25 protein-coding genes are annotated in these 19,500 nt (G+C 65.9%); 12 read left to right on the top strand and 13 right to left on the bottom strand.

Going from position 1 to position 19,500, the window contains the following annotated elements:
- Window position 1: 1 nt before the first annotated feature.
- Genes AADZ78_RS09600 through AADZ78_RS09590 form a run of 3 tightly spaced genes read right to left on the bottom strand, consistent with a single transcriptional unit; the run spans window position 2 to window position 2,372 of the window.
- The gene (locus AADZ78_RS09600; protein WP_139828482.1) at window positions 2-760 is read right to left on the bottom strand and encodes an ABC transporter permease; all 759 of its coding nucleotides are present in this window, start codon (window positions 758-760) and stop codon (window positions 2-4) included.
- Entirely contained in the window at window positions 757-1,470 is a 714-nt protein-coding gene (locus AADZ78_RS09595; RefSeq protein WP_085248723.1) for a fluoroquinolone transporter permease, read from the bottom strand. Before AADZ78_RS09595 ends, AADZ78_RS09600 begins: the two co-directional genes overlap by 4 nt.
- The gene (locus tag AADZ78_RS09590) at window positions 1,467-2,372 is read right to left on the bottom strand and encodes an ABC transporter ATP-binding protein (RefSeq protein WP_085248896.1); all 906 of its coding nucleotides are present in this window, start codon (window positions 2,370-2,372) and stop codon (window positions 1,467-1,469) included. Before AADZ78_RS09590 ends, AADZ78_RS09595 begins: the two co-directional genes overlap by 4 nt.
- 170 nt (window positions 2,373-2,542) lie before the next feature.
- On the opposite strand from AADZ78_RS09590, the gene AADZ78_RS09585 reads away from it, so the two are divergent.
- Window positions 2,543-3,013, top strand: a complete 471-nt coding sequence (locus AADZ78_RS09585; protein WP_372510552.1) for a GbsR/MarR family transcriptional regulator — start codon at window positions 2,543-2,545, stop codon at window positions 3,011-3,013.
- Here the strand turns inward: AADZ78_RS09585 and AADZ78_RS09580 are convergent.
- Entirely contained in the window at window positions 2,980-4,197 is a 1,218-nt protein-coding gene (locus AADZ78_RS09580; RefSeq protein WP_239656765.1) for a class I SAM-dependent RNA methyltransferase, read from the bottom strand. The two genes, AADZ78_RS09585 and AADZ78_RS09580, sit on opposite strands and share 34 nt — an antisense overlap.
- 70 nt (window positions 4,198-4,267) lie before the next feature.
- Window positions 4,268-6,265: an APC family permease gene (locus AADZ78_RS09575; RefSeq protein WP_085248719.1), complete on the bottom strand. Its 1,998-nt coding sequence runs from the start codon at window positions 6,263-6,265 to the stop codon at window positions 4,268-4,270.
- An 88-nt stretch (window positions 6,266-6,353) separates the two neighbouring features.
- Here AADZ78_RS09575 and AADZ78_RS09570 point away from each other — a divergent pair, with 88 nt between their 5' ends.
- Both AADZ78_RS09570 and AADZ78_RS09565 read left to right on the top strand, forming a co-directional pair.
- Window positions 6,354-7,034 carry a potassium channel family protein gene (locus tag AADZ78_RS09570; protein WP_139828481.1) on the top strand — a complete coding sequence of 227 codons (681 nt, stop codon included), beginning with the start codon at window positions 6,354-6,356 and terminating at the stop codon, window positions 7,032-7,034.
- Window positions 7,031-7,693 (top strand): potassium channel family protein, encoded by a 663-nt coding sequence (locus AADZ78_RS09565; RefSeq protein WP_085248715.1) that lies wholly within the window; start codon window positions 7,031-7,033, stop codon window positions 7,691-7,693. The genes AADZ78_RS09570 and AADZ78_RS09565 overlap by 4 nt, the downstream gene beginning before the upstream one ends.
- Here AADZ78_RS09565 and AADZ78_RS09560 read toward each other — a convergent pair.
- Window positions 7,690-8,325 (bottom strand): DUF3159 domain-containing protein, encoded by a 636-nt coding sequence (locus AADZ78_RS09560; protein ID WP_085248713.1) that lies wholly within the window; start codon window positions 8,323-8,325, stop codon window positions 7,690-7,692. The genes AADZ78_RS09565 and AADZ78_RS09560 overlap by 4 nt on opposite strands.
- Before the next feature lie 31 nt (window positions 8,326-8,356).
- A complete protein-coding gene (locus AADZ78_RS09555) occupies window positions 8,357-8,725 on the bottom strand; it encodes an OB-fold nucleic acid binding domain-containing protein (RefSeq protein ID WP_085248711.1) in 369 nt (122 codons plus the stop codon).
- A 144-nt stretch (window positions 8,726-8,869) separates the two neighbouring features.
- On the opposite strand from AADZ78_RS09555, the gene AADZ78_RS09550 reads away from it, so the two are divergent.
- Window positions 8,870-9,571 (top strand): hypothetical protein, encoded by a 702-nt coding sequence (locus AADZ78_RS09550; protein WP_085248894.1) that lies wholly within the window; start codon window positions 8,870-8,872, stop codon window positions 9,569-9,571.
- Here AADZ78_RS09550 and AADZ78_RS09545 read toward each other — a convergent pair.
- Together AADZ78_RS09545 and dut are read right to left on the bottom strand one after the other, a co-directional pair.
- Window positions 9,568-10,311, bottom strand: a complete 744-nt coding sequence (locus AADZ78_RS09545; RefSeq protein WP_085248709.1) for a DUF3710 domain-containing protein — start codon at window positions 10,309-10,311, stop codon at window positions 9,568-9,570. The two genes, AADZ78_RS09550 and AADZ78_RS09545, sit on opposite strands and share 4 nt — an antisense overlap.
- A 3-nt stretch (window positions 10,312-10,314) precedes the next feature.
- Window positions 10,315-10,779: a dUTP diphosphatase gene (dut, locus tag AADZ78_RS09540; RefSeq protein WP_085248707.1), complete on the bottom strand. Its 465-nt coding sequence runs from the start codon at window positions 10,777-10,779 to the stop codon at window positions 10,315-10,317.
- 25 nt (window positions 10,780-10,804) lie between these two features.
- Here dut and AADZ78_RS09535 point away from each other — a divergent pair, with 25 nt between their 5' ends.
- Window positions 10,805-11,281, top strand: coding sequence for a DUF3093 domain-containing protein (locus AADZ78_RS09535; protein ID WP_085248705.1), 477 nt, complete (start codon window positions 10,805-10,807; stop codon window positions 11,279-11,281).
- Window positions 11,282-11,290: 9 nt separating this feature from the next.
- On the opposite strand, the gene AADZ78_RS09530 is transcribed toward AADZ78_RS09535, so the two are convergent.
- Window positions 11,291-11,593, bottom strand: a complete 303-nt coding sequence (locus AADZ78_RS09530) for a DUF4193 domain-containing protein (RefSeq protein ID WP_003875246.1) — start codon at window positions 11,591-11,593, stop codon at window positions 11,291-11,293.
- 351 nt (window positions 11,594-11,944) lie between these two features.
- Here AADZ78_RS09530 and cei point away from each other — a divergent pair, with 351 nt between their 5' ends.
- Window positions 11,945-12,595: an envelope integrity protein Cei gene (cei, locus tag AADZ78_RS09525; RefSeq protein ID WP_085248703.1), complete on the top strand. Its 651-nt coding sequence runs from the start codon at window positions 11,945-11,947 to the stop codon at window positions 12,593-12,595.
- Between the two features lie 4 nt (window positions 12,596-12,599).
- On the opposite strand, the gene AADZ78_RS09520 is transcribed toward cei, so the two are convergent.
- Window positions 12,600-13,478 (bottom strand): inositol monophosphatase family protein, encoded by an 879-nt coding sequence (locus AADZ78_RS09520; protein ID WP_085248701.1) that lies wholly within the window; start codon window positions 13,476-13,478, stop codon window positions 12,600-12,602.
- Between the two features lie 61 nt (window positions 13,479-13,539).
- On the opposite strand from AADZ78_RS09520, the gene ppgK reads away from it, so the two are divergent.
- The 3 genes from ppgK (at window position 13,540) to AADZ78_RS09505 (ending at window position 16,712) form a co-directional block, all read left to right on the top strand.
- Window positions 13,540-14,322, top strand: coding sequence for a polyphosphate--glucose phosphotransferase (gene ppgK, locus AADZ78_RS09515; RefSeq protein WP_085248699.1), 783 nt, complete (start codon window positions 13,540-13,542; stop codon window positions 14,320-14,322).
- A gap of 177 nt (window positions 14,323-14,499) precedes the next feature.
- The gene (locus AADZ78_RS09510; RefSeq protein WP_085248893.1) at window positions 14,500-16,059 is read left to right on the top strand and encodes an RNA polymerase sigma factor; all 1,560 of its coding nucleotides are present in this window, start codon (window positions 14,500-14,502) and stop codon (window positions 16,057-16,059) included.
- A 281-nt stretch (window positions 16,060-16,340) separates the two neighbouring features.
- Window positions 16,341-16,712, top strand: a complete 372-nt coding sequence (locus AADZ78_RS09505; RefSeq protein ID WP_085248695.1) for a RidA family protein — start codon at window positions 16,341-16,343, stop codon at window positions 16,710-16,712.
- A gap of 72 nt (window positions 16,713-16,784) precedes the next feature.
- Here AADZ78_RS09505 and AADZ78_RS09500 read toward each other — a convergent pair whose 3' ends face one another.
- Window positions 16,785-17,132, bottom strand: coding sequence for a DUF952 domain-containing protein (locus AADZ78_RS09500; RefSeq protein WP_085248693.1), 348 nt, complete (start codon window positions 17,130-17,132; stop codon window positions 16,785-16,787).
- Window positions 17,133-17,259: 127 nt separating this feature from the next.
- Between AADZ78_RS09500 and AADZ78_RS09495 the strand changes: the two genes are divergently transcribed.
- Together AADZ78_RS09495 and AADZ78_RS09490 are read left to right on the top strand one after the other, a co-directional pair.
- Window positions 17,260-17,445 carry a DUF7455 domain-containing protein gene (locus tag AADZ78_RS09495; RefSeq protein WP_085248690.1) on the top strand — a complete coding sequence of 62 codons (186 nt, stop codon included), beginning with the start codon at window positions 17,260-17,262 and terminating at the stop codon, window positions 17,443-17,445.
- Window positions 17,446-17,508: 63 nt separating this feature from the next.
- Complete coding sequence (locus AADZ78_RS09490) at window positions 17,509-18,483, top strand: YihY/virulence factor BrkB family protein (RefSeq protein ID WP_085248892.1); 975 nt, start codon at window positions 17,509-17,511, stop codon at window positions 18,481-18,483.
- On the opposite strand, the gene AADZ78_RS09485 is transcribed toward AADZ78_RS09490, so the two are convergent.
- The gene (locus AADZ78_RS09485) at window positions 18,484-18,723 is read right to left on the bottom strand and encodes a DUF3039 domain-containing protein (protein ID WP_085248688.1); all 240 of its coding nucleotides are present in this window, start codon (window positions 18,721-18,723) and stop codon (window positions 18,484-18,486) included.
- Window positions 18,724-18,997: 274 nt separating this feature from the next.
- Between AADZ78_RS09485 and AADZ78_RS09480 the strand changes: the two genes are divergently transcribed.
- On the top strand, window positions 18,998-19,423 hold the full coding sequence (locus tag AADZ78_RS09480) for a DUF3099 domain-containing protein (protein ID WP_085248686.1): 426 nt from the start codon (window positions 18,998-19,000) through the stop codon (window positions 19,421-19,423).
- The last annotated feature ends 77 nt before the right edge of the window (window positions 19,424-19,500 follow it).

Below are 19,500 nucleotides of genomic sequence, written 5' to 3'. Positions count from 1 at the left end.
CTCACGTGTGCTTGGCCTGGAAGCGGCGAAACAGCGGCCAGGCGATGGCCAGGTTGTAGCCGGCACCCACGACGAGATAAGGCCACCAGGTGCCGTGATCACTAGCGGCCCAGAATGCCTTGGCAGCCCAGTACGGCGGCAAGACGCCGAACGCGACGTTCCAGCCGGAGTGGATGAACCACGGCAGACAGGGCAGGCCCGCGATGAGCATGCCCAACGCACGAAGCATCGCCAAACCCTGAATCTTGTTGCTCGCCACGGCAAGAATCAGCAGCAGCGTCACCACCGCTGACAGCCCGGCTACCAACCCAATGGGGATCAGCGGGCCCACCAGGCCCGGTTCGAGGATCCCGCTGCACGACATCGTTGCGACGACATACACCGTGGTCACGATCATCACGGTTGCCGCGCGATAGCCGAAAAAGACCGACAGCGGCACCGGGGTGACCCTTAGCGCCGTCAAAGTGCCCGCGTCCACCTCATCCAGCACCAAGAACGCCGCCAGCCCACCGGCAACGATGATGCTGGTCAGCAAAAGGAATGCGGTGAGAACCAGCGGGTAGTACGGGACCAGGTCGAATCCGTACCGCCGGGCCAGCATCTCGGTGAACAACGGCGTAAGCAGCGCGACCCCGCTGGTCCAGATGACCGGTGCGACGACCAGCATGACCAGCAGCGGATCACGGTAGGTGCCACGAAGGTCGTTGCGGCCGAACGCAACCAACGCCCGTGGACTCGCGAGGCCCGACATTGCCCTCACAGCACACCCGACCTTTCGACGACGTAGCGACCGAACAGCGCCTTGGCCGCCCGGCACAATCCCGCTACGCACACGATCGGATACAGCAGCGAGTATCCGACCTGCCACGGCGCCAGACGCACCTGATCGAACGCCGCACCGAGCAACAGCAGCGGCCCCTGGGTGGGGACGAGGTAGAGCACCGGGTTGGGCCACAGGCCGGAGTAATGCACCACCGGCGGCGCCAGCATGACCGCGAGCGGGATGACCGCCGCCAGGAACCAATCGGTCACCGAGGCGAACGGCAACGAGGAAATGAAGCCCACCAGCAGCATCAGCAGCGTGCCGAGCATGACCCCAGCCACCAGCGGCATCAGATGGTAATCGAACCCGTGGACGACGGTGGCCAGGACCACCGCAACGAACAGCGAAATCGCCAGCAGCACAGTCAGTTTGGCGGCCAGATACTCCCAGAACCGCAGCGGCGTCGACACGATCGCGCCGATCGTGCGCTCCTGCTTCTCGAAGAATACGGTCCCACCAACGAAGAAGAATCCGATGATCGCGATGTCTCCGACGAGGACATACGGCTCGGCGACAGGGCGCAGGTTTACCGGCATCGGCAGCAGCACGGCCAGCCAGATCAGTCCGGAGAATACTGCGGCGTGCAGGAACTTCTGCCGCACCTGTAGCGTCAGCTCGAGCCGCAGCGCATGTGCCAGCCGGGTCATGTCAGCCGCCTGCCGGTGACCTCGACGAAGACGTCGTCGAGACTCGCCTCGGCGCTGTGGATGGTCTCGACGTGGTGGTTTCGCAGCACCGAATGGAACGCCGGGTCGTCGGCCAGCCCGTCCATGGCGAACTCGCTGCTCTCGAGGCGGCCGTCGTCGCCCCGGTATTCCACCCGCACTCGCCGCTGGCTGCGCGCGACCTTCAGTTCGGCGGGGGTGTCCAGCGCGACGATCCTGCCGTCAACGACAAACGCCACCCGATCGCACAGCTCGTCGGCGGTGGACATGTCGTGCGTGGTCAGAAAGATCGTGCGGCCCTGCGCCTTCAGGTTCAAGACGATGTCCTTGACCTTGCGGGCGTTCACCGGGTCCAGCCCGGAGGTGGGTTCGTCGAGGAACAGCAGCTCCGGGTTGTTGATCAGCGACCTTGCGAAGGTCAGCCGCATCTGCATTCCCTTGGAGTACTTGCCCACTCGGGTGTGGGCGTCGTCAGCCAGGCCGACGGCGTCCAGCAGCTGCATCGGGTCGGCCGTGGCACCGGCGTACAACGACGCGAAGAAACGCAGGTTCTCACACCCGGTGAGCTTCTGGTAGTGGTTGGGCAGCTCGAAGGAGACCCCGATGCGTTCGTAGTAGTCGGGTCCCCAGTCCAGCGGCTCGCGGCCCCAGACCGCGGCCTCGCCGCCGTGGTCGCGCAGCAGGCCGATGAGCAGCTTCTGGGTCGTTGACTTGCCCGCGCCGCTGGGGCCGAGAAACCCGAAGATTTCGCCTCGTCCGACAGTGAAGTCCATGCCGCGCACGGCCGGTTGGGTTGCCTTCGGGTAGCTGAAGGTGAGCCCGCGCACGCGGATCACCTCGGTCCCCACATGCGCCGATACGGCCGCACGGTTGAGCGTCGTCATGACTCGCTCCGTCCCCTTTCGGGCGAGCGCGGTGCACTGGGTCACCGGTGGTCACCGCGCGATGCCGATACCTGGTTCCGACCAGTCTTCCCGGAGCGCCGACCCAAAGACTACTAAAGTTTCAGAGATCTTTGAAGACTCTGACCGTTAAGATTGCGTATATGACCGCCATGCAGCGAGAGGTCGCCGAGCAGCTCGCCCTGGTGCTCGCCGACCACGGTATGCAGCGCATGACGGCCCGGGTGCTTGCCGCGTTGTTGTTCACCGAGCAGCCCACGATGACCATGGGTGAGCTGGCCGACCAGCTTCAGGCCAGCTCGGGTGCAATCTCCGGCGCCATCAGGATGCTCACCTCGGTGGGCCTAGTGGAGCGAGTGCCCGCCCCCGGCAGCCGCCGCGACCACTACCGGTTGCGCGACGACGCGTGGGCGATTCAATACACCAACCAGAACCACGCGACCTCGGCGGTGCTGGCGGCCGCCAATGCCGGCATCGCCGCAACCGACGACGACAGCCTGGCCCGACACCGCCTCACCCAGATGCGCGACTTCTACACGTTCTTACTCGACGAGATCCCCGCAGTGCTGCAGCGCTGGCAGCAACAGCGTTACCGGGTCAGCAACGCAACGCACTCAACGTGATGGGTCAACGGGAAGGCATCGAACACCGTGATCTTCTCGACGGCGTAGCCGTGGCCGCGGTAGAGACCGATATCACGAGCGAAAGACGCTGCCTCACAACCGATATGGGCCACCCGCGGTACCTCGGCAGCGGCGAGTAGATCGACAACGTCGCGCCCGGCCCCCGATCGCGGCGGATCCAGCACCGCGACATCAGCTCTTGAGGCGCCAGCGCGTTGCGCCGACAGCGCGCGCCGCACCGAATCGGTGACGACCTCCACTTGCGGCAGATCTGCCAGCGCGGCACGTGCGGCCCCCGAAGCCCCGCGCGAGGTGTCGACGGTGAGCACTCGCCCGGACTCCCCCACCGCCTCACCCAACACCGCGGCGAAAACCCCCGCGCCGCCGTACAGATCCCAGGCAGTCATGCCGGCGCTGGGTTGGGCCCAATCGGCGACAATCCTGCTGTAGACGCCCGCCGCGTCGCGATGCGCCTGCCAGAAAGCCGTCACCGGTACCTGCCAGGTGCGCCGGCCCACCCGCTGCACCGCGTGATAGTTGCCCTCCACCACCTTGGTCGCGTTGCTGGTCCTGTTGCGAGTGCGCTGCCGCACCGTACGCGCCACATGTCGCTGTCCGTCGTCGTCGACGGCCACGTGCAGGTGGGCGCCCGGCGGCCAGTCGGACGCTGCGAGCCCGTCCAGCATGCCGGCGGGCAACTGTGCGCAGCGTAGATCGGTCACCAGCTCGTTGCTGTGATAGCGGTGAAAACCGGGACGGCAGTCCGCCCCCACCTCGAGCCGGACTCGGGTGCGCCAACCCGTGGGGCCGGCGTCCGAAAGCGGTTGCGCCTCGCCACGCCAACTGTGTCCGCCGAGCCGCTGCAGCTGGTTGGCCACCACCTGTGCTTTGAGCTCGCGGGCCGCCTGCGGGTCAGCGAACGCCAGATCGCAACACCCGGCGCCGTCCACTCCGGCGATCGGGCATAGCGATTCGACGCGGTGTGGCGAGGCGTCAACTACCTCGATAGCCGTTGCGTGCCAATACGAACCGTGGTCCGCGGTGACCCGCACCCGAACCCGCTCACCGGGCAACGCATAGCGGACGAACACCACCCGGCCTTCGTGGTGCGCCACGCAGCTGCCGCCGTTCGCGGGGGCACCGGTGACCAACGTCAGTTCTCCGCAAGCGGCTTCTGTGGTCAATAGCGCCGCTCCTCTCCCCCGCAAGCGGGTGGTACCCCCACATCGCCATGTATATCGTCGCCGGCGCGGGTCAATCGAAGATTCCTCGGCGAGTGTCACCCGGAGCCACATGCGGCTGCAGAGTCTTGACCCGCTCCGACGAAGTCAGTTGCCAGGGAACCGAAGTCACCATCACCCCGGGCATAAACAGCAGCCGGGTCTTGAGCCGCAGCGCACTCTGGTTGTGCAGCAATTGTTCCCACCAGCGGCCCACCACGTACTCCGGGATGAAGACCGTCACCACGGTGCGCGGTGACTCTTTGCTCACGCGTTTGACGTAATCAAGTACCGGGCGGGTGATCTCGCGGTACGGGGACGCGATCACCTTCAGCGGCACGCTGATATCGCTTTCCTCCCACTGGTGCACCAGCTCGCGGGTTTCCGCGTCATCGACGTTGACCGTGATGGCTTCGAGCGCATCTGGGCGGGTCGCCCGCGCATAGGCGACCGCACGAAGCGTCGGTAGATGCAACTTTGACACCAGCACCAAGGCGTGATTGCGGCTGGGCAGCACGACCTCGTGGTCGTGGGCGGCGGCCTGCTCCGCCAATTCCCGGGTCACCCCGTCGTAGTGGCGCCGGATCGCCTTCATGAGCAGGAACAACGCCCCCATCGCGACGATGGCGATCCACGCCCCGGCTAGAAACTTGGTGACCATCACCACCAACAGCACCGCGCCGGTGGCAATGAAGCCAATCGTGTTGACCACCCGCGAGCGCACCATTTTGGCCCGCGCCGACGGATCGGTTTCGGTGCGCAACAGCCTGGTCCAGTGCCGCACCATGCCGATCTGACTGAGCGTGAAGGAAATGAACACGCCGACGATGTACAGCTGGATCAGCGCGGTGAGCTCGGCCCGGAACGCGACAACCGCCCCGATGGCCGCCACCGACAGGAACAGGATCCCGTTGGAGAACGCCAGCCGGTCCCCACGGGTGTGCAGTTGCCGGGGTAGGTAGCTGTGCTGCGCCAAGACCGAGCCGAGCACCGGGAAACCGTTGAATGCGGTGTTGGCGGCCAACACCAAGATGAGCGCGGTGACCGCCGCGATGAGCAAGAACCCGAGGTGGAAGCCGCCGAAAACGGCCTGGGCCAGCTGTGCTACCAGCGTCTTCTGTTGATAGCCCGGCGGAGCACCGGACAACTGTGTGTCGGGATCGTCGACGACTTGGGCCCCGGTCTCCACGGCCAGCAGGATCATGCCCATGAACATGCTCACCGCGATGATGCCCAGCATCAACAGCGTCGTTGCCGCGTTGCGCGACTTGGGCTTCTCGAACGCCGGCACTCCGTTGCTGATGGCCTCGACACCGGTCAGCGCCGCGCACCCCGAGGAGAACGAGCGCGCCACCAGGAACACCAGTGCGAAACCGAGGACCTTGCCGTGTTCGGCGTGCATTTCGAAACCGGCGGATTCGGCACGCAGCTGGTTGCCCAACACAAACATCCGGAACAGCCCCCAGCCGAGCATGGCGCCGATTCCGACGATGAATGCGTAGGTCGGGATGGCGAAGGCCAGTCCGGATTCTCGGACCCCGCGCAGGTTCATCGCCATGATCAGCACAATCGCGCCGACCGCGAACAACACCTTGTGGTAGTACACGAACGGGATCGCCGAGCCGATGTTCGACATCGCCGACGATATCGAAACCGCAACGGTGAGAACGTAATCCACCATCAGAGCGCTCGCCACAACGAGGCCGGCGTTGGCCCCGAGATTGGTGGTGACCACTTCGTAGTCGCCGCCGCCCGAAGGGTAGGCATGCACGTTCTGCCGGTAGCTGGACACCACGACGAGCAGGACCGCGGCGACCGCCAGGCCTATCCAGGGCGCCATCGAGTAAGCAGCCAGGCCGGCCACAGACAGCACCAGGAAGATCTCCTCGGGGGCGTAGGCGACCGACGACATCGCGTCTGAGGCGAACACCGGCAGCGCGATCCGCTTGGGCAACAGCGTGTGGCTCAGCCGGTCGCTGCGAAATGGCCTGCCGATAAGCAGCCGGCGCGCAGCGGTTGAAAGTTTGGACACGAGAGCCAAGAGTAAGCCCACGTGGCTTTGGCGGTAGCGTTCCCCACGCGAGAGTACGACGCACAGGACACAGCCGAGAGGACCTCAAGTGCGGGTGGTTGTGATGGGGTGCGGCCGGGTCGGATCTTCGGTGGCCGACGGGCTGTCCCGGATAGGTCATGACGTCGCGGTCATCGACCGCGACAGCACGGCCTTCAATCGGCTCAGCCCGGAGTTCGCCGGGGAGCGGGTGCTGGGCCAAGGGTTCGACCGCGATGTGCTCCTGCGAGCGGGCATCGAGGAGGCCGACGCGTTCGCCGCGGTCTCCTCCGGCGACAACTCCAACATCATCTCGGCACGACTGGCCCGGGAGACCTTCGGTGTCCGGCGCGTCGTCGCACGCATCTACGACGCCAAACGCGCCGAGGTCTACGAGCGCCTGGGAATCCCAACGATTGCAACGGTGCCCTGGACCACCGATCGACTGCTCAACGCGCTGACCCAGGAGACCGAGACCGCCAAATGGCGGGATCCGACGGGAACCGTCGCTGTCGCCCAGGTCGTCTTGCACGAGGATTGGGTCGGGCACCGGGCTACTGATCTGGAGCAGGCCACCGGCGCCCGGGTGGCATTCCTGATCCGGTTCGGCACCGGCATTTTGCCCGAACCCAAGACCGTCCTGCAGGCCGGTGATCAGGTCTACGTAGCCGCCATCTCCGGGCGGGCCGCCGAGGCGGTGGCCATCGCGGCCTTGCCGCCCAGTGAGGACTTCGAGATGGGAGGCAAATGAAAGTCGCTGTGGCCGGGGCCGGGGCCGTCGGCCGCTCGGTGACCCGTGAGCTGTTGGACAACGGGCACGAGGTCACCCTGATCGAGCGCAACCCCGACCACCTTGACCCCGACGCCCTCCCCGCCGCGCACTGGCGGCTGGGCGATGCCTGCGAGCTGAGTCTGCTGGAGTCGACACACCTCGAGGACTTCGACGTCGTGGTCGCCGCCACCGGTGACGACAAAGTCAACGTGGTGCTCAGCCTGCTAGCCAAGACCGAATTCGCGGTGCCAAGGGTTGTTGCGCGGGTCAACGATCCGCGCAACGAGTGGCTGTTCACCGACGCCTGGGGGGTAGACGTGGCGGTATCCACCCCGCGCATGCTGGCCTCGCTGATCGAGGAGGCAGTGGCCGTCGGCGACCTGGTGCGTCTGATGGAGTTCCGACGAGGTCAGGCCAACCTGGTCGAGATCACCCTGCCCGACGACACGCCGTGGGGCGGCAAGCCGGTGCGCAAACTGCAGCTGCCGCGCGACGCCGTGCTGGTGACAATCCTGCGCGGGCCACGTGTCATCGTTCCGGAAGACGATGAACCGCTGGAAGGCGGCGACGAGCTGCTCTTCGTCGCCGTCACCGAGGCGGAGGAGGAGCTCAGCCGGCTGTTGCTCCCCAGCAGCTAACCGGCCGGCTTGGTGTCCGCGGCGGCTGGCATGGCACGCAGGGCGGCCTTGATCGCCGCATAGGTCACCAGCGCAGCTAGCACGGTCAGCGGCCACCCCATCCCGATCCGCGCCACTCCCAGCCAACCGGTCTTGTCGGCGTCATAGAGCAGCCGCTGGACTACGAACCGGGCCGCGAATACCAGCGTCCAGCTCAGCGTGGCGATGTCGAATGCATAGACGGCCCGGGACACGTCGCGCCAGCTGCGATCACGCCCGCTAGCCCAGCTCCACAGGTAACCGACCACCGGTCGGCGGATCACGACCGACGCGGCGAAAACGACCGCCCACAACAGCGACATCCAAATACCCAGCAGGAAATAGCCCTTGGCCTGGCCCATCAAGTAGGCGATCAGCGCACACACCGCGACCCCGAAGAAGCCGGCAACCGCCGGCTGCGTCGACTCCCGGCGAATCAGGCGCCAAAGCAACACCAGCGCGGCCACACCCAGGGCGGACCCGATGGCCGGCAGCAAGCCGGCGATGCTGGACGCAATCACGAAGGTCACGACCGGCAGTGACGAATAGATGAGGCCGCTCACCCCGCCAGCCTGCGCCAGCAGGCGCTCGGCGCTGATGCGGTTAGTGTTCACGAGATTTCGACGGGCCCCAAGGCTGGAATCGTCACCGCTCAATTTCGTAATGCGGGTTGTAGATGGCCTTGGTGCCGTTTTCCAGCTTGCCTAGCCGGCCCCGGACCCGCAGCGTACGACCCGAGTCGATGCCGGGTATCCGGCGCTGCCCCAGCCAGACCAGCGTGACGGTGTCGCTGCCGTCGAACAGTTCGGCACGAACACCACCCGAACAACCCTTGCCGTTGGTCTCCACGCTGCGCAGCATGCCCACCATCGTGACCTCCTGGCCACGATGACAATCGATCGCGCGCTGCGCGCCGGTATTGGCGACCTCTTCGGACAATTCCTCGACGTCGCGTTGCTCCGGATCCTCCGTCAACCGACGGGTGAGCCGGCGCAAATAACCTTGGGCCCGCATGGCCTCTCCTGACACTTCACCGTCGTTACGCAAGGACAGCTATCCATCTATGCCAACGGCCACCGTAGACCTGTTGGTTCCCAGACGCCAGCGGACCAAACCGCTGATTTGGGGGCACTTGAGGATGCCCGGCACTATCAGTGGGTGGTTGTCGATTTGCGCGGCGTCACGACCGTGTTGTTGCCGGGAACCGGCTCCGACGACGACTACGTCTGTCGTGCCTTTTCCGGGCCCTTGCACGAGGTCGGCGCGGTACCGGTGACGCCTCCCCCACAGCCGGAGCAGTTGATCGGCAGCTATCTGGCTGCCCTGGATGACGCCGCACGTAGCGGCCCCATAGGCGTCGGCGGTGTCTCGATCGGGGCCGCGGTGGCCGCCGCATGGGCGCTTGCCCATCCCGATCTGGCGGTCGCCGTACTCGCCGCACTACCAGCCTGGACCGGGCAGCCCGGATCGGCACCGGCGGCACACGCCGCGCGGTACACGGCATCGCGGTTGCGCCGCGACGGTTTGGCGGCGACGACGGCGCAGATGCGGGCCTCCAGCCCGCCCTGGCTGGCCGCGGAGCTGGCGCGATCGTGGCGGGCCCAGTGGCCACACCTGCCCGACGCTATGGAAGAAGCGGCCGCCTACGTGGCACCCAGCCGCGCCGAGCTGGCAGGGCTGGCCACACCGCTGGGGGTGGCCGCCGCGGTCGACGATCCGGTTCACCCGCTGCAGGTAGGTATCGACTGGGTAAGCGCAGCGCCGCGAGCCGGGCTGCGGACGGTGACGCTGGACGAGATCGGCGTCGACGCCGCCGCCCTGGGTGCCGCGTGCCTGGCCGCTCTCGCCGAGGTGCCTTAGCCGCCGGTCGTGCTGCGCAACTGCTGCATGGCCGATCCCTCGGCGCCGCGACGGGCAGCCGGCTCGCCGGATTGTTGCGCGGCGGCCCGTTCGGCCTGTTGGGCGGCAGCGGCCTGTCGCAGCTGCTCAACCATCGGCTCTGGCAACTGCACCGGCAGCGGCGTCCGAACCGGCAGCGGCGTATCCCCGCGGCGAACCACGGTGTCCGCCAACGCCTCTCGCGCCTCGTCGGTCAGCGCATCGATGGTCTCGTGCGGTCCGTTGACGACGCACCGGATCATCCAGCGGTAGCCGTCGACGCCGATGAAGCGCACCACGCCGGAAGCGGTGCCGATCACTTCGCGGCCCCACGGGCCGTCCTTGATGGAGACTTGGGCCGAGTCCTTGCGCAACGAGTCGGCGAGTTCGCTGGCCACCTCGCGCCACAGGCCGGTGGTCTTGGGCGCCGCGTAGGCCGCGATCGTGAAGCGACCGTTCGGCGTGACCACCCACACCGCGCTGGGCACCCCGGTTTCGGTCAGCTCAACCTGGACCTGGCCCGCCGCCGGCATGGGAATCAGCACCGAGCCCAGGTCGAGTCGGGCGAGTTCGGCGACCTTGGGGTCGTCGAAGTCTTCGATGTCGAACGGCCCCTCGAGCTCCTCGTCGGTGTCTTCGACGGCGGCTTGGTCCTCGACCTCGGCTGCCACCGGCTCACCGGAACTGTTGTCGTTGTCGTCTTTGCGTCTACCGAATGCCATTTTTCACAAACTCGCATGTCCGCCGGAGGAACCGTGACCACCGTCGCCACGGGACGTTTGCGCCAGCCCGGCCTCGTCGAACGACGAGACTTCAACCAGCTCAACCAACTCAACCCGTTGCACCAGCAGCTGGGCGATACGGTCGCCGCGATGCACCATGATCGGCGTGGCCGGGTCGAGGTTGATCAGCGCGACCTTGATCTCGCCACGATAGCCCGCGTCGATGGTGCCCGGACTGTTGACTATCGATAGCCCCACGCGCGATGCCAACCCCGAGCGCGGATGAACCAGGCCGACCATGCCGAACGGGATGGCCACCGCAACACCGGTCCGCACCAGGGCGCGCTGCCCCGGTGCCAACTCGACGTCTTCTGCACTGAAGAGATCGACCCCTGCGTCGCCGTCATGAGCGCGGCTGGGCAGCGGAAGCGCGGGGTCAAGGCGAACAACGGCCAGAGTGGTCGACACGGGGCCACAGATTACCCTTGACCGGGTGTCCGGTACCCGCGTCGCACCACACAGCGTGCGATATCGCGAGCGACTATGGGTGCCTTGGTGGTGGTGGCCGCTGGGCTTCGCGCTGGCGGCACTCATCGCGGTGGAAGTCAACCAGGGTGTGCCAGCGCTACCCGACTGGGTACCGTTCGCCACGCTGTTCAGCGTCACGGTCGCGGCCTTGTTATGGCTGGGCCGCATCGAAATCCGGGTCACCGATGGGCCCAGCGGTGTCGAGGTCTGGGCTGCGGAGGCGCATCTGCCCATCGCCGTCATCGCCCGATCCGCCGAAATCGCCCACACCGCCAAGTCCGCGGCACTGGGACGCCAGCTCGATCCCGCGGCCTTCGTGCTGCATCGAGCCTGGGTCGGGCCGATGATTCTGCTGGTCCTCGACGACCCCGACGACCCGACGCCCTACTGGCTGGTGAGCTGCCGTCACCCAGAGCGGGTGCTGTCGGCCCTAACGAGCTGAGTGTGGCTATCAGGCCGCGCAGTCGGTACAGATCATCACGCCGTTCTTCTCGCTGGCCAGCCGGCTACGGTGTTGCACCAGGAAGCAGCTTGAGCACGTGAACTCGTCGGCCTGCTTTGGAATGACGCGCACCGACAGCTCTTCGCCGGACAAGTCGGCCCCAGGCAGTTCAAAAGATTCAGCGGATTCCGACTCGTCGACGTCGACCACCGACGATGCCGCCTCGTTCCGTCGTGCTTTGAGCTCCTCCAGCGAGTCCTCTGAGACATCGTCGGTCTCGGTACGCCGCGGAGCGTCATAGTCGGTAGGCATTGTCTTGTCCCCTCACATGCCTCGTAAGTTCAAGCAACGCTTTGTACCAGCGTCGAACGCATCCACCAAACGATTCGTGCCCGTATCTCGGGCGATTCCGATGTGATTTGCGTCACACCACCGGATTGACCCTTGTGTTTGGCCCTAAACGGTGCGATTGGCGTGCGACCCAGCCCGATGGTTTGCCTCCTCAACGTGCCGTACCGGCACGCATCGTCGGCGGACTCTAGCCGGATCGTCCACCTCCTCAACGTGCCGTACCGGCACGCATCGTCGGCGGACTCTAGCCGGATCGTCCACCTCCTCAACGTGCCGTACCGGCACGCATCGTCGGCGGACTAAAGTGCACCTGTGGTCGCACAAATCACCGAGGGTACCGCCTTCGACAAGCACGGTCGGCCATTTCGGCGCCGCAATCCCCGCCCCGCCATCGTTGTGGTGGTGTTCCTGGTGGTGGTGACGGGTGTGGCGTGGACAGTTGCACTGACTCGACCGGTGGACGTTCACGAAGCCGCAATATGCAACCCACCCCCGCAAACGGCCGGGTCGGGACCGACCACGCTCGGCGAGCAAGTGTCACGCAGTGAAATGACCGACGTCACACCCGCCAAACTCAGCGATACCAGGGTCCGCGTCCTCAACGCCAGCGGCCGCGGCGGTCAGGCCGCCGACATCGCCGGCGCCTTACAGGATCTCGGCTTCGCCCAGCCGACATCAGCCAATGACCCGATCTATGCCGGCACCAGGCTGACCTGCCAAGGCCAAATCCGCTTCGGCACTGCGGGGCAAGCCACCGCGGCCGCGGTATGGCTGGTGGCGCCGTGCACCGAGCTCTTCCACGACAGCCGCGCCGACGACTCCGTCGACCTCGCCCTTGGCACCGAATTCACCTCCCTGGCGCACAGCGACAACATCGACGCCGCGCTAGCCACCCTGCGCCCCGGTGCCACCGAGCCTGCAGATCACGCGCTATTGGCAAAGATCCACGCCAACAGCTGCTGACCGCTCAGTCCAGGATGGGTTCCAGGCCGTCAAAACGCGCTAGGGCCGCCAACAGCTCGTCGGCAATACCCGGCGCAGCCGCGACCACCACAGGCGCGCCGTTCACATTCGGCGCGGGCAACACAACCCGGGCCCCCGCCTCGGCCGCTATCAACGCACCCGCCGCGCAATCCCATACCTGCAGCCCGTGTTCGTAGTAGGCATCCAGCTGACCGGACGCGACCAGGCACAAGTCCAACGCCGCTGAACCGATGCGACGCACATCGCGCACCACCGGCAACATCCGGGCCAACAGCGCAGCCTGAGCAGTGCGGCGCCGCGGGGAATACCCAAAGCCGGTGCCCAGCAACGCCAACGACAGATCATCGACACCGTTGCAGCGCAAGGCATGTGTTCCCTGCTCGTCGGTGACGTGTGCGCCCAGGCCCCTCGCCGCCGAATACACTTTGCCGGCGACGACGTCGGCGACCGCGCCGGCCATCGACACGCCACCAACCTGAGCCCCAATCGACACCGCATACGCCGGGATGCCGTAGACGAAATTCACCGTGCCGTCGATGGGGTCAAGCACCCACGTCACGGCGTCGGCAGGGGTGGCTGCCGAATCTTCGGGCCCGCCACCCTCCTCCCCGAGGACCGGATCACCGGGCCGAAACTCAGCCAATCGATCACGCAACAGCCGTTCGGTGTCGGTATCTACCACCGTCACCGGATCGGTAGGGGTCGTCTTGCTTCGCACCGCACCGAATCCGGCGCCACGTGCGGCATCGGTAGCCGCGCCAAACACCTCGGCGCGCCGACTCCGCACGAAGGCGGCTGCCTCGGCGGCAAGGATTTCGGCGACGGATCGCAACCGCGCGGGTTCATTGTGGCGTGCTGTCACCGGTCTATCGCAGCACACGGCTTATGGTGAGCGGACACCACAATCTCGCCGAGGAGATTCGATGACCAGCACCGAGCCCGGGAACGGCATGCCGCAGCGTCGCGGTTTCGGCATCGACGTCGGCGGCAGCGGCATCAAGGGCGGCATCGTCGACCTGGACACCGGAGAGTTGATAGGTGACCGGCTCAAGCTGCTGACCCCGCAGCCGGCGACCCCGTCAGCCGTCGCCAAGACCATCGCCGAGGTCGTCCATGGGTTCGGATGGACGGGACCGCTCGGGGTGACCTATCCCGGCGTCGTTACCCACGGCATCGTCCAGACAGCGGCGAACGTCGACAAGTCCTGGATCGGGACCAACGCGCACGACGTCATCGGCGCGGAGCTGGACGGCCAGCAGGTCACGATTCTCAACGACGCCGATGCGGCCGGGCTCGCCGAAGAGCGCTACGGCGCCGGCAGGGACAACTCCGGCTTGGTCGTGCTGCTCACGTTCGGAACCGGGATCGGATCGGCGTTGATCCACAACGGGACGTTGATACCAAACACCGAGTTGGGTCACCTCGAGGTCGGCGGCAAGGAGGCCGAGCAACGCGCGGCGTCATCGGTCAAAGAGCGCTACGACTGGAGCTATCAGAAGTGGGCCAAGCAGGTGACAAGAGTGCTCGTCGCCATTGAGAACGCGATCTGGCCAGACCTATTCATCGCCGGCGGCGGCATCAGCCGCAAGGCGCACAAATGGGTTCCGCTGCTGGAAAACCGCACGCCGGTGGTTCCCGCCGCGCTGCAGAACACCGCCGGGATAGTCGGCGCGGCCATGGCTTCCGTGGAAGACGTGACGCACTGAATTTTGCCCGCTCGGCCGGTATAAGTGCCCAGTGAAGTTACAATGGTCGTCGGCGGCCGCCCAACCGATAGCGCGCGAGTATTCACGCTGATATCAACGCCGACATTCGACATAGCAGACACTTTCGGTCAAGCATGCCCAGACCCACCGGAAGTGAGTCCAACCGAAGGGGTGTATGTGGCAGCGACCAAGGCAAGCCCGGCGACCGACGAAGCGGTGAAACGGACCGCCACCAAGTCTCCGGCCAAGGCCCCCGCGAAGCGAACGCCAGCGAAGGCCGCCAATGGCACTGCCCCGGCGAAGCGGGCGACGAAGACAGCCCGGGCCGCCAAGCCCACTTCTGACGACACCGCGACCGCCGACGCCTCGAAGAAGACCCGCAGTTCGGCCAAAACCGCGGGCAAGGCACCCTCGGCCCGCGCGACAAAAGCAGCGGCGCCCAAGGATGCCGCGGAAGAGACCGCGACGGAGCCCGACGCCACCCTCGATGTCCCCGAGGACCTCGAGATCGAACCAGACATCGATGTCGAGCCCATCGATGTCGAGCCCGGAGAAGATCTCGACATCGATGCCGCCGACCTCAGTCTCGACGACCTGGAGGACGTCGCACCCGAGGACGCCGACCTCGACGCGGGTGAGGCCGAAGACGGCGACGACGCCGAAACCGCCTCGGCTGGAGCGGCCGGGGAGGCTGCCGCCGAGGAGGACGAGGAAATCGCCGAGCCTTCCGAAAAGGACAAGGCCTCCGGGGATTTCGTTTGGGACGAAGACGAGTCCGAAGCGTTGCGTCAGGCACGCAAGGACGCCGAGCTGACCGCGTCCGCCGATTCGGTTCGCGCGTACCTGAAGCAGATCGGCAAGGTAGCGCTGCTCAACGCCGAGGAAGAGGTCGAGCTGGCCAAGCGGATCGAGGCCGGGCTCTATGCGACCCAGTTGATGAGCGAGTTGACCGATCGCGGCGAGAAGCTGCCCGCCGCCCAGCGACGCGACATGATGTGGATTTGCCGCGACGGCGATCGCGCCAAGAACCATCTGCTGGAGGCCAATCTGCGGCTGGTGGTTTCGCTAGCCAAGCGCTATACCGGCCGGGGGATGGCATTTCTCGACCTGATCCAGGAAGGGAACCTGGGCCTAATCCGCGCGGTTGAGAAATTCGACTACACCAAGGGCTACAAGTTCTCCACCTACGCCACGTGGTGGATTCGCCAGGCCATCACGCGGGCCATGGCCGATCAGGCCCGAACCATCCGCATTCCGGTGCACATGGTCGAGGTAATCAACAAGCTGGGCCGCATTCAGCGCGAGCTGCTGCAGGATCTGGGCCGCGAGCCCACGCCTGAGGAGCTAGCCAAAGAAATGGACATCACACCGGAGAAGGTGCTGGAGATCCAGCAGTACGCCCGTGAGCCGATCTCGTTGGACCAGACCATCGGCGACGAGGGCGACAGCCAGCTCGGTGACTTCATCGAAGACAGCGAAGCGGTGGTCGCCGTCGACGCGGTGTCATTCACGTTGCTGCAGGACCAGCTGCAGTCCGTGCTGGACACGCTGTCCGAGCGCGAGGCCGGCGTGGTGCGGCTGCGTTTCGGTCTCACCGACGGCCAACCTCGTACCCTCGACGAGATCGGCCAGGTTTACGGCGTTACCCGCGAGCGCATCCGTCAGATCGAGTCCAAAACGATGTCGAAGTTGCGCCACCCCAGCCGCTCACAGGTGCTGCGCGACTACCTGGACTGAGATTCGGGTAGACCAGCGACCTGCTGCGCGTCTCATCGGCAACGTCACGCCGACTCTGGTGCAAACCGGGCGCATCCGGGTCGTCCCCCTGATGCTCCAACTGTTGCTGTATTTCCCGCTGCTCCTCCGTCGATTTCCTGGCGTCATCCGGGATCCGCGACGCGCCGTTGTTGAATTTCTGATCCATCGATGGAGGGTCTCCCAAAAGCCGCGTGAAGAAACCGGCTGCGGGATGCCGAGGCCGGCTGCACCGGGTACGCCGCCGTCGTTAATGTCACCCCATGCCAGCCAACCGTCACAATGTCTCGTCCGAATCCGACTTCGAATCGGCGGTCGGTTACTCGCGCGCCGTGCGCGTCGACAGGCACGTGGCGGTCGCCGGGACCACCGGCAGTGGCGATACAATCACAGCTCAGGCCCGAGATGCTTTGCGCCGCATCGAGATTGCGCTCGGACAAGCGGGCGCCACCCTGGCCGACGTAGTTCGGACCCGCATCTACGTGACCGACATTTCACGCTGGCGCGAGGTCGGTGACGTGCACGCAGAGATCTTCGGCGACATTCGTCCGGTGGCCAGCATGGTCGAAGTTTCGGCACTGATCGCACCCGGGATGCTGGTGGAGATCGAAGCCGACGCCTACGTAGAGCCTTGAGCCGCGTTCGCACCGCCTCGTGGCGATCGCAAGCGCGGGGTAGCCGGGCGCAGCGGGTCGCCACCATCTGGTCTAGGCCGGCGGGAAGGTACCGTCAGCCGCCGGCGGGTAGGCGACGACCCGGATCACAGCACGCGCCGGCAGCGGGCCGTACAGATGCGGAAACAACATCGAGTCTGGATCCGTCGGCACCCCCGGCTCCCAACGCACAGGTGAATCAAGCGCCTTCGGATCGACGTCCAGCCGAACCAGGTCAGCGCGGCCGCGGTAGAGCCGGTTGGCAGGCAGATGCACCTGCGCAGGCGTGGACAGGTGGATGAACCCGTCCCCGGACTCAGGGAGGATCCCGCCGCGACTGCGCGCACGCGACCAATCTTGGATCCCACATAAATGCACCAGAACGTCTGGCGTGGCGCTCATCCTAGCCAGGATGCCGGAATTTCTACTCGGAGACGCGTGAGAAACGACACACCCGATAACAGTCGGGGAACAAAGCGAAAACCTTGAACGTCTGACAAAGTTGAACACACGCCAGAACGGAGAAGCCATGAACGCAACTCTGACCGGTCCCGAGCTGACCAGGGCAGACCGCTGCGACCGCTGCGGTGCGGCGGCGCGGGTGCGGGCAAAGCTGCCTTCCGGAGCTGAGCTTCTGTTCTGCCAGCATCACGCCAACAAGCACGAGGCGAAACTGACCGAGTTGGCCGCCGTCCTCGAGGTCAGCGGCCAGTAATATGCCGAACTCGCCCTGCCGCATTCGCGGCGGTGCGAGCAATCTTCGGTAATGCTTGACGGGATGAGCGACCAATCCGCCAAACCGTCCCGCCACCACATCTGGCACATCAGCAAGAGGACACTCGCTAAGAGCTGGGACGACTCAATATTTTCGGAGTCAGCGCAAGCGGGTTTTTGGTCGTGCCTGTCGCTCCCGCCGCTGCTGTTGGGGATGCTGGGCAGCTTGGCTTACGTGGCGCCGCTGTTCGGCCCGGACACCCTACCGGCCATCGTGAAAAGCACGCTCTCCAGCGCCCGCAGCTTCTTTTCCCCCAGTGTGGTCAACGAGATCATCGAGCCCACGATCCGCGACATCACCGCCACGGCCCGCGGCGAAGTGGTGTCGCTTGGATTCTTGATCTCGTTGTGGGCGGGATCTTCGGCTATCTCGGCATTCGTCGATGCTGTGGTAGAGGCCCACGACCAAACTCCGCTGCGCCATCCGGTGCGGCAGCGCTTCTTCGCGCTGTTCCTCTACGTTGTGATGCTGGTGTTCCTGGTGACGGCCGCGCCGGTGATGGTGGTGGGTCCGCGCAAGGTGAGCGAACACATCCCCTACAGCTTGGCCAACATACTGCGGTACGGCTATTACCCAGCGCTGATTCTGGGTCTGCTGCTCGGCGTGGTCATCCTGTACCGGGTGTCGCTGCCGGTTCCGCTGCCGACGCATCGGCTGGTGCTTGGCGCAGTGCTGGCGATCGCGGTATTCCTGATCGCCACTCTGGGTTTGCGGTTCTACCTGAGGTGGATCACCAGCACGGGCTACACCTACGGCGCTCTGTCCACTCCAATCGCGTTCCTGTTGTTCGCGTACTTCGGCGGCTTCGCGATCATGCTCGGCGCCGAACTCAATGCCGCAATACAGGAGGAATGGCCGGCACCAGCGACGCATGCCCACCGGCTGCGCAAATGGCTGCAGGCACGCACCGGCATCGGCGCACCCACCATGTCTTCGACCGCGCAACAGAACACCGTCGCGCCCGAACCGCCAGGCTGATCAGCCCTTCTTGAGCCGGTCGTAGATCTGCTTGCAATCCGGGCAAACCGGCGAGCCCGGCTTGGCGGCCCGGGTGACCGGAAACACCTCCCCGCACAACGCGACCACGTGGGTGCCGAGCACCGCGCTTTCGGCGATCTTGTCCTTCTTGACGTAGTGGAAGTACTTGGGAGTATCGCTGCCCGTCCCGTCGTCGACGCGTTCGTCGGTATCGGTGCGTTCGATCGTCTGGGTCTGCATGCCTAACATTGTGCCCCCTGGCCCCGACGGTGGCGACCGCTTCACCCGGCTCCGCCGCGCTCGCGATCGCCACTGAACCCCCCATGGTGGCGACCCGCTTCACCCGGCTCCGCCGCGCTCGCGATCGCCACTGAACCCCCCATGGTGGCGACCCGCTTCACCCGGCTCCGCCGCGCTCGCGATCGCCACTGAACCCCCCATGGTGGCGACCCGCTTCACCCGGCTCCGCCGCGCTCGCGATCGCCACTGACTCGCCTCAACCGGAATCGATCCGGTGTGGGACAGTGGAGTAATGAAGCGCGGCTCCGGGCTGAGTTTCGACGGCTTCGACGACACGGGCCGCCCGATACTGATCACCGCCGCGGAGCCGTCATATGAGGTACAGCATCGCGCGCGGGTGCGCAAGTACCTCACCCTGATGGCCTTCCGGATTCCTGCGCTCATCCTGGCCGCCGTCGCGTACGGCATCTGGCACAACGGCCTGATCTGCCTGCTGATCGTCGCCGCCTCGGTGCCATTGCCGTGGATGGCGGTACTGATCGCCAACGACCGTCCCCCGCGTCGCGCCGATGAGCCTCGCCGATTCGAAAGGTCCGCGCGGCGCACGCCGTTGTTCCCGACCGCAGAGCGGCCGGCACTCGAGCCTCGGCGCGACCCGGCGCCGCATGCAGACTCGGGCGGCTTTGAGAGCCACGGCTAGCCGGAGTTCCGGCCAACCGGTCCCCCTCCACACTTCTCAGGACATTCTCAGGTCGCCGGCACATCTCCGCACGTCAC

The organism is Mycobacterium riyadhense (assembly GCF_963853645.1).
GTDB classification, from domain to species: domain Bacteria; phylum Actinomycetota; class Actinomycetes; order Mycobacteriales; family Mycobacteriaceae; genus Mycobacterium; species Mycobacterium riyadhense.
Note: the sequence above shows the minus strand (reverse complement) of the source record. Positions and strands in the feature narration are given on the sequence as shown.

Bases quoted from the DNA above. Each gene is read 5' to 3' on its own strand.
- AADZ78_RS09595 (WP_085248723.1), bottom strand. From the start codon at position 1,470: ATGACCCGGCTGGCACATGCGCTGCGGCTCGAGCTGACGCTACAGGTG.
- AADZ78_RS09590 (WP_085248896.1), bottom strand. From the start codon at position 2,372: ATGACGACGCTCAACCGTGCGGCCGTATCGGCGCATGTGGGGACCGAG.
- AADZ78_RS09585 (WP_372510552.1), top strand. From the start codon at position 2,543: ATGCAGCGAGAGGTCGCCGAGCAGCTCGCCCTGGTGCTCGCCGACCAC.
- AADZ78_RS09565 (WP_085248715.1), top strand. From the start codon at position 7,031: ATGAAAGTCGCTGTGGCCGGGGCCGGGGCCGTCGGCCGCTCGGTGACC.
- AADZ78_RS09555 (WP_085248711.1), bottom strand. From the start codon at position 8,725: ATGCGGGCCCAAGGTTATTTGCGCCGGCTCACCCGTCGGTTGACGGAG.
- AADZ78_RS09545 (WP_085248709.1), bottom strand. From the start codon at position 10,311: ATGGCATTCGGTAGACGCAAAGACGACAACGACAACAGTTCCGGTGAG.
- AADZ78_RS09530 (WP_003875246.1), bottom strand. From the start codon at position 11,593: ATGCCTACCGACTATGACGCTCCGCGGCGTACCGAGACCGACGATGTC.
- ppgK (WP_085248699.1), top strand. From the start codon at position 13,540: ATGACCAGCACCGAGCCCGGGAACGGCATGCCGCAGCGTCGCGGTTTC.
- AADZ78_RS09505 (WP_085248695.1), top strand. From the start codon at position 16,341: ATGCCAGCCAACCGTCACAATGTCTCGTCCGAATCCGACTTCGAATCG.
- AADZ78_RS09500 (WP_085248693.1), bottom strand. From the start codon at position 17,132: ATGAGCGCCACGCCAGACGTTCTGGTGCATTTATGTGGGATCCAAGAT.
- AADZ78_RS09495 (WP_085248690.1), top strand. From the start codon at position 17,260: ATGAACGCAACTCTGACCGGTCCCGAGCTGACCAGGGCAGACCGCTGC.
- AADZ78_RS09490 (WP_085248892.1), top strand. From the start codon at position 17,509: ATGAGCGACCAATCCGCCAAACCGTCCCGCCACCACATCTGGCACATC.
- AADZ78_RS09485 (WP_085248688.1), bottom strand. From the start codon at position 18,723: ATGCAGACCCAGACGATCGAACGCACCGATACCGACGAACGCGTCGAC.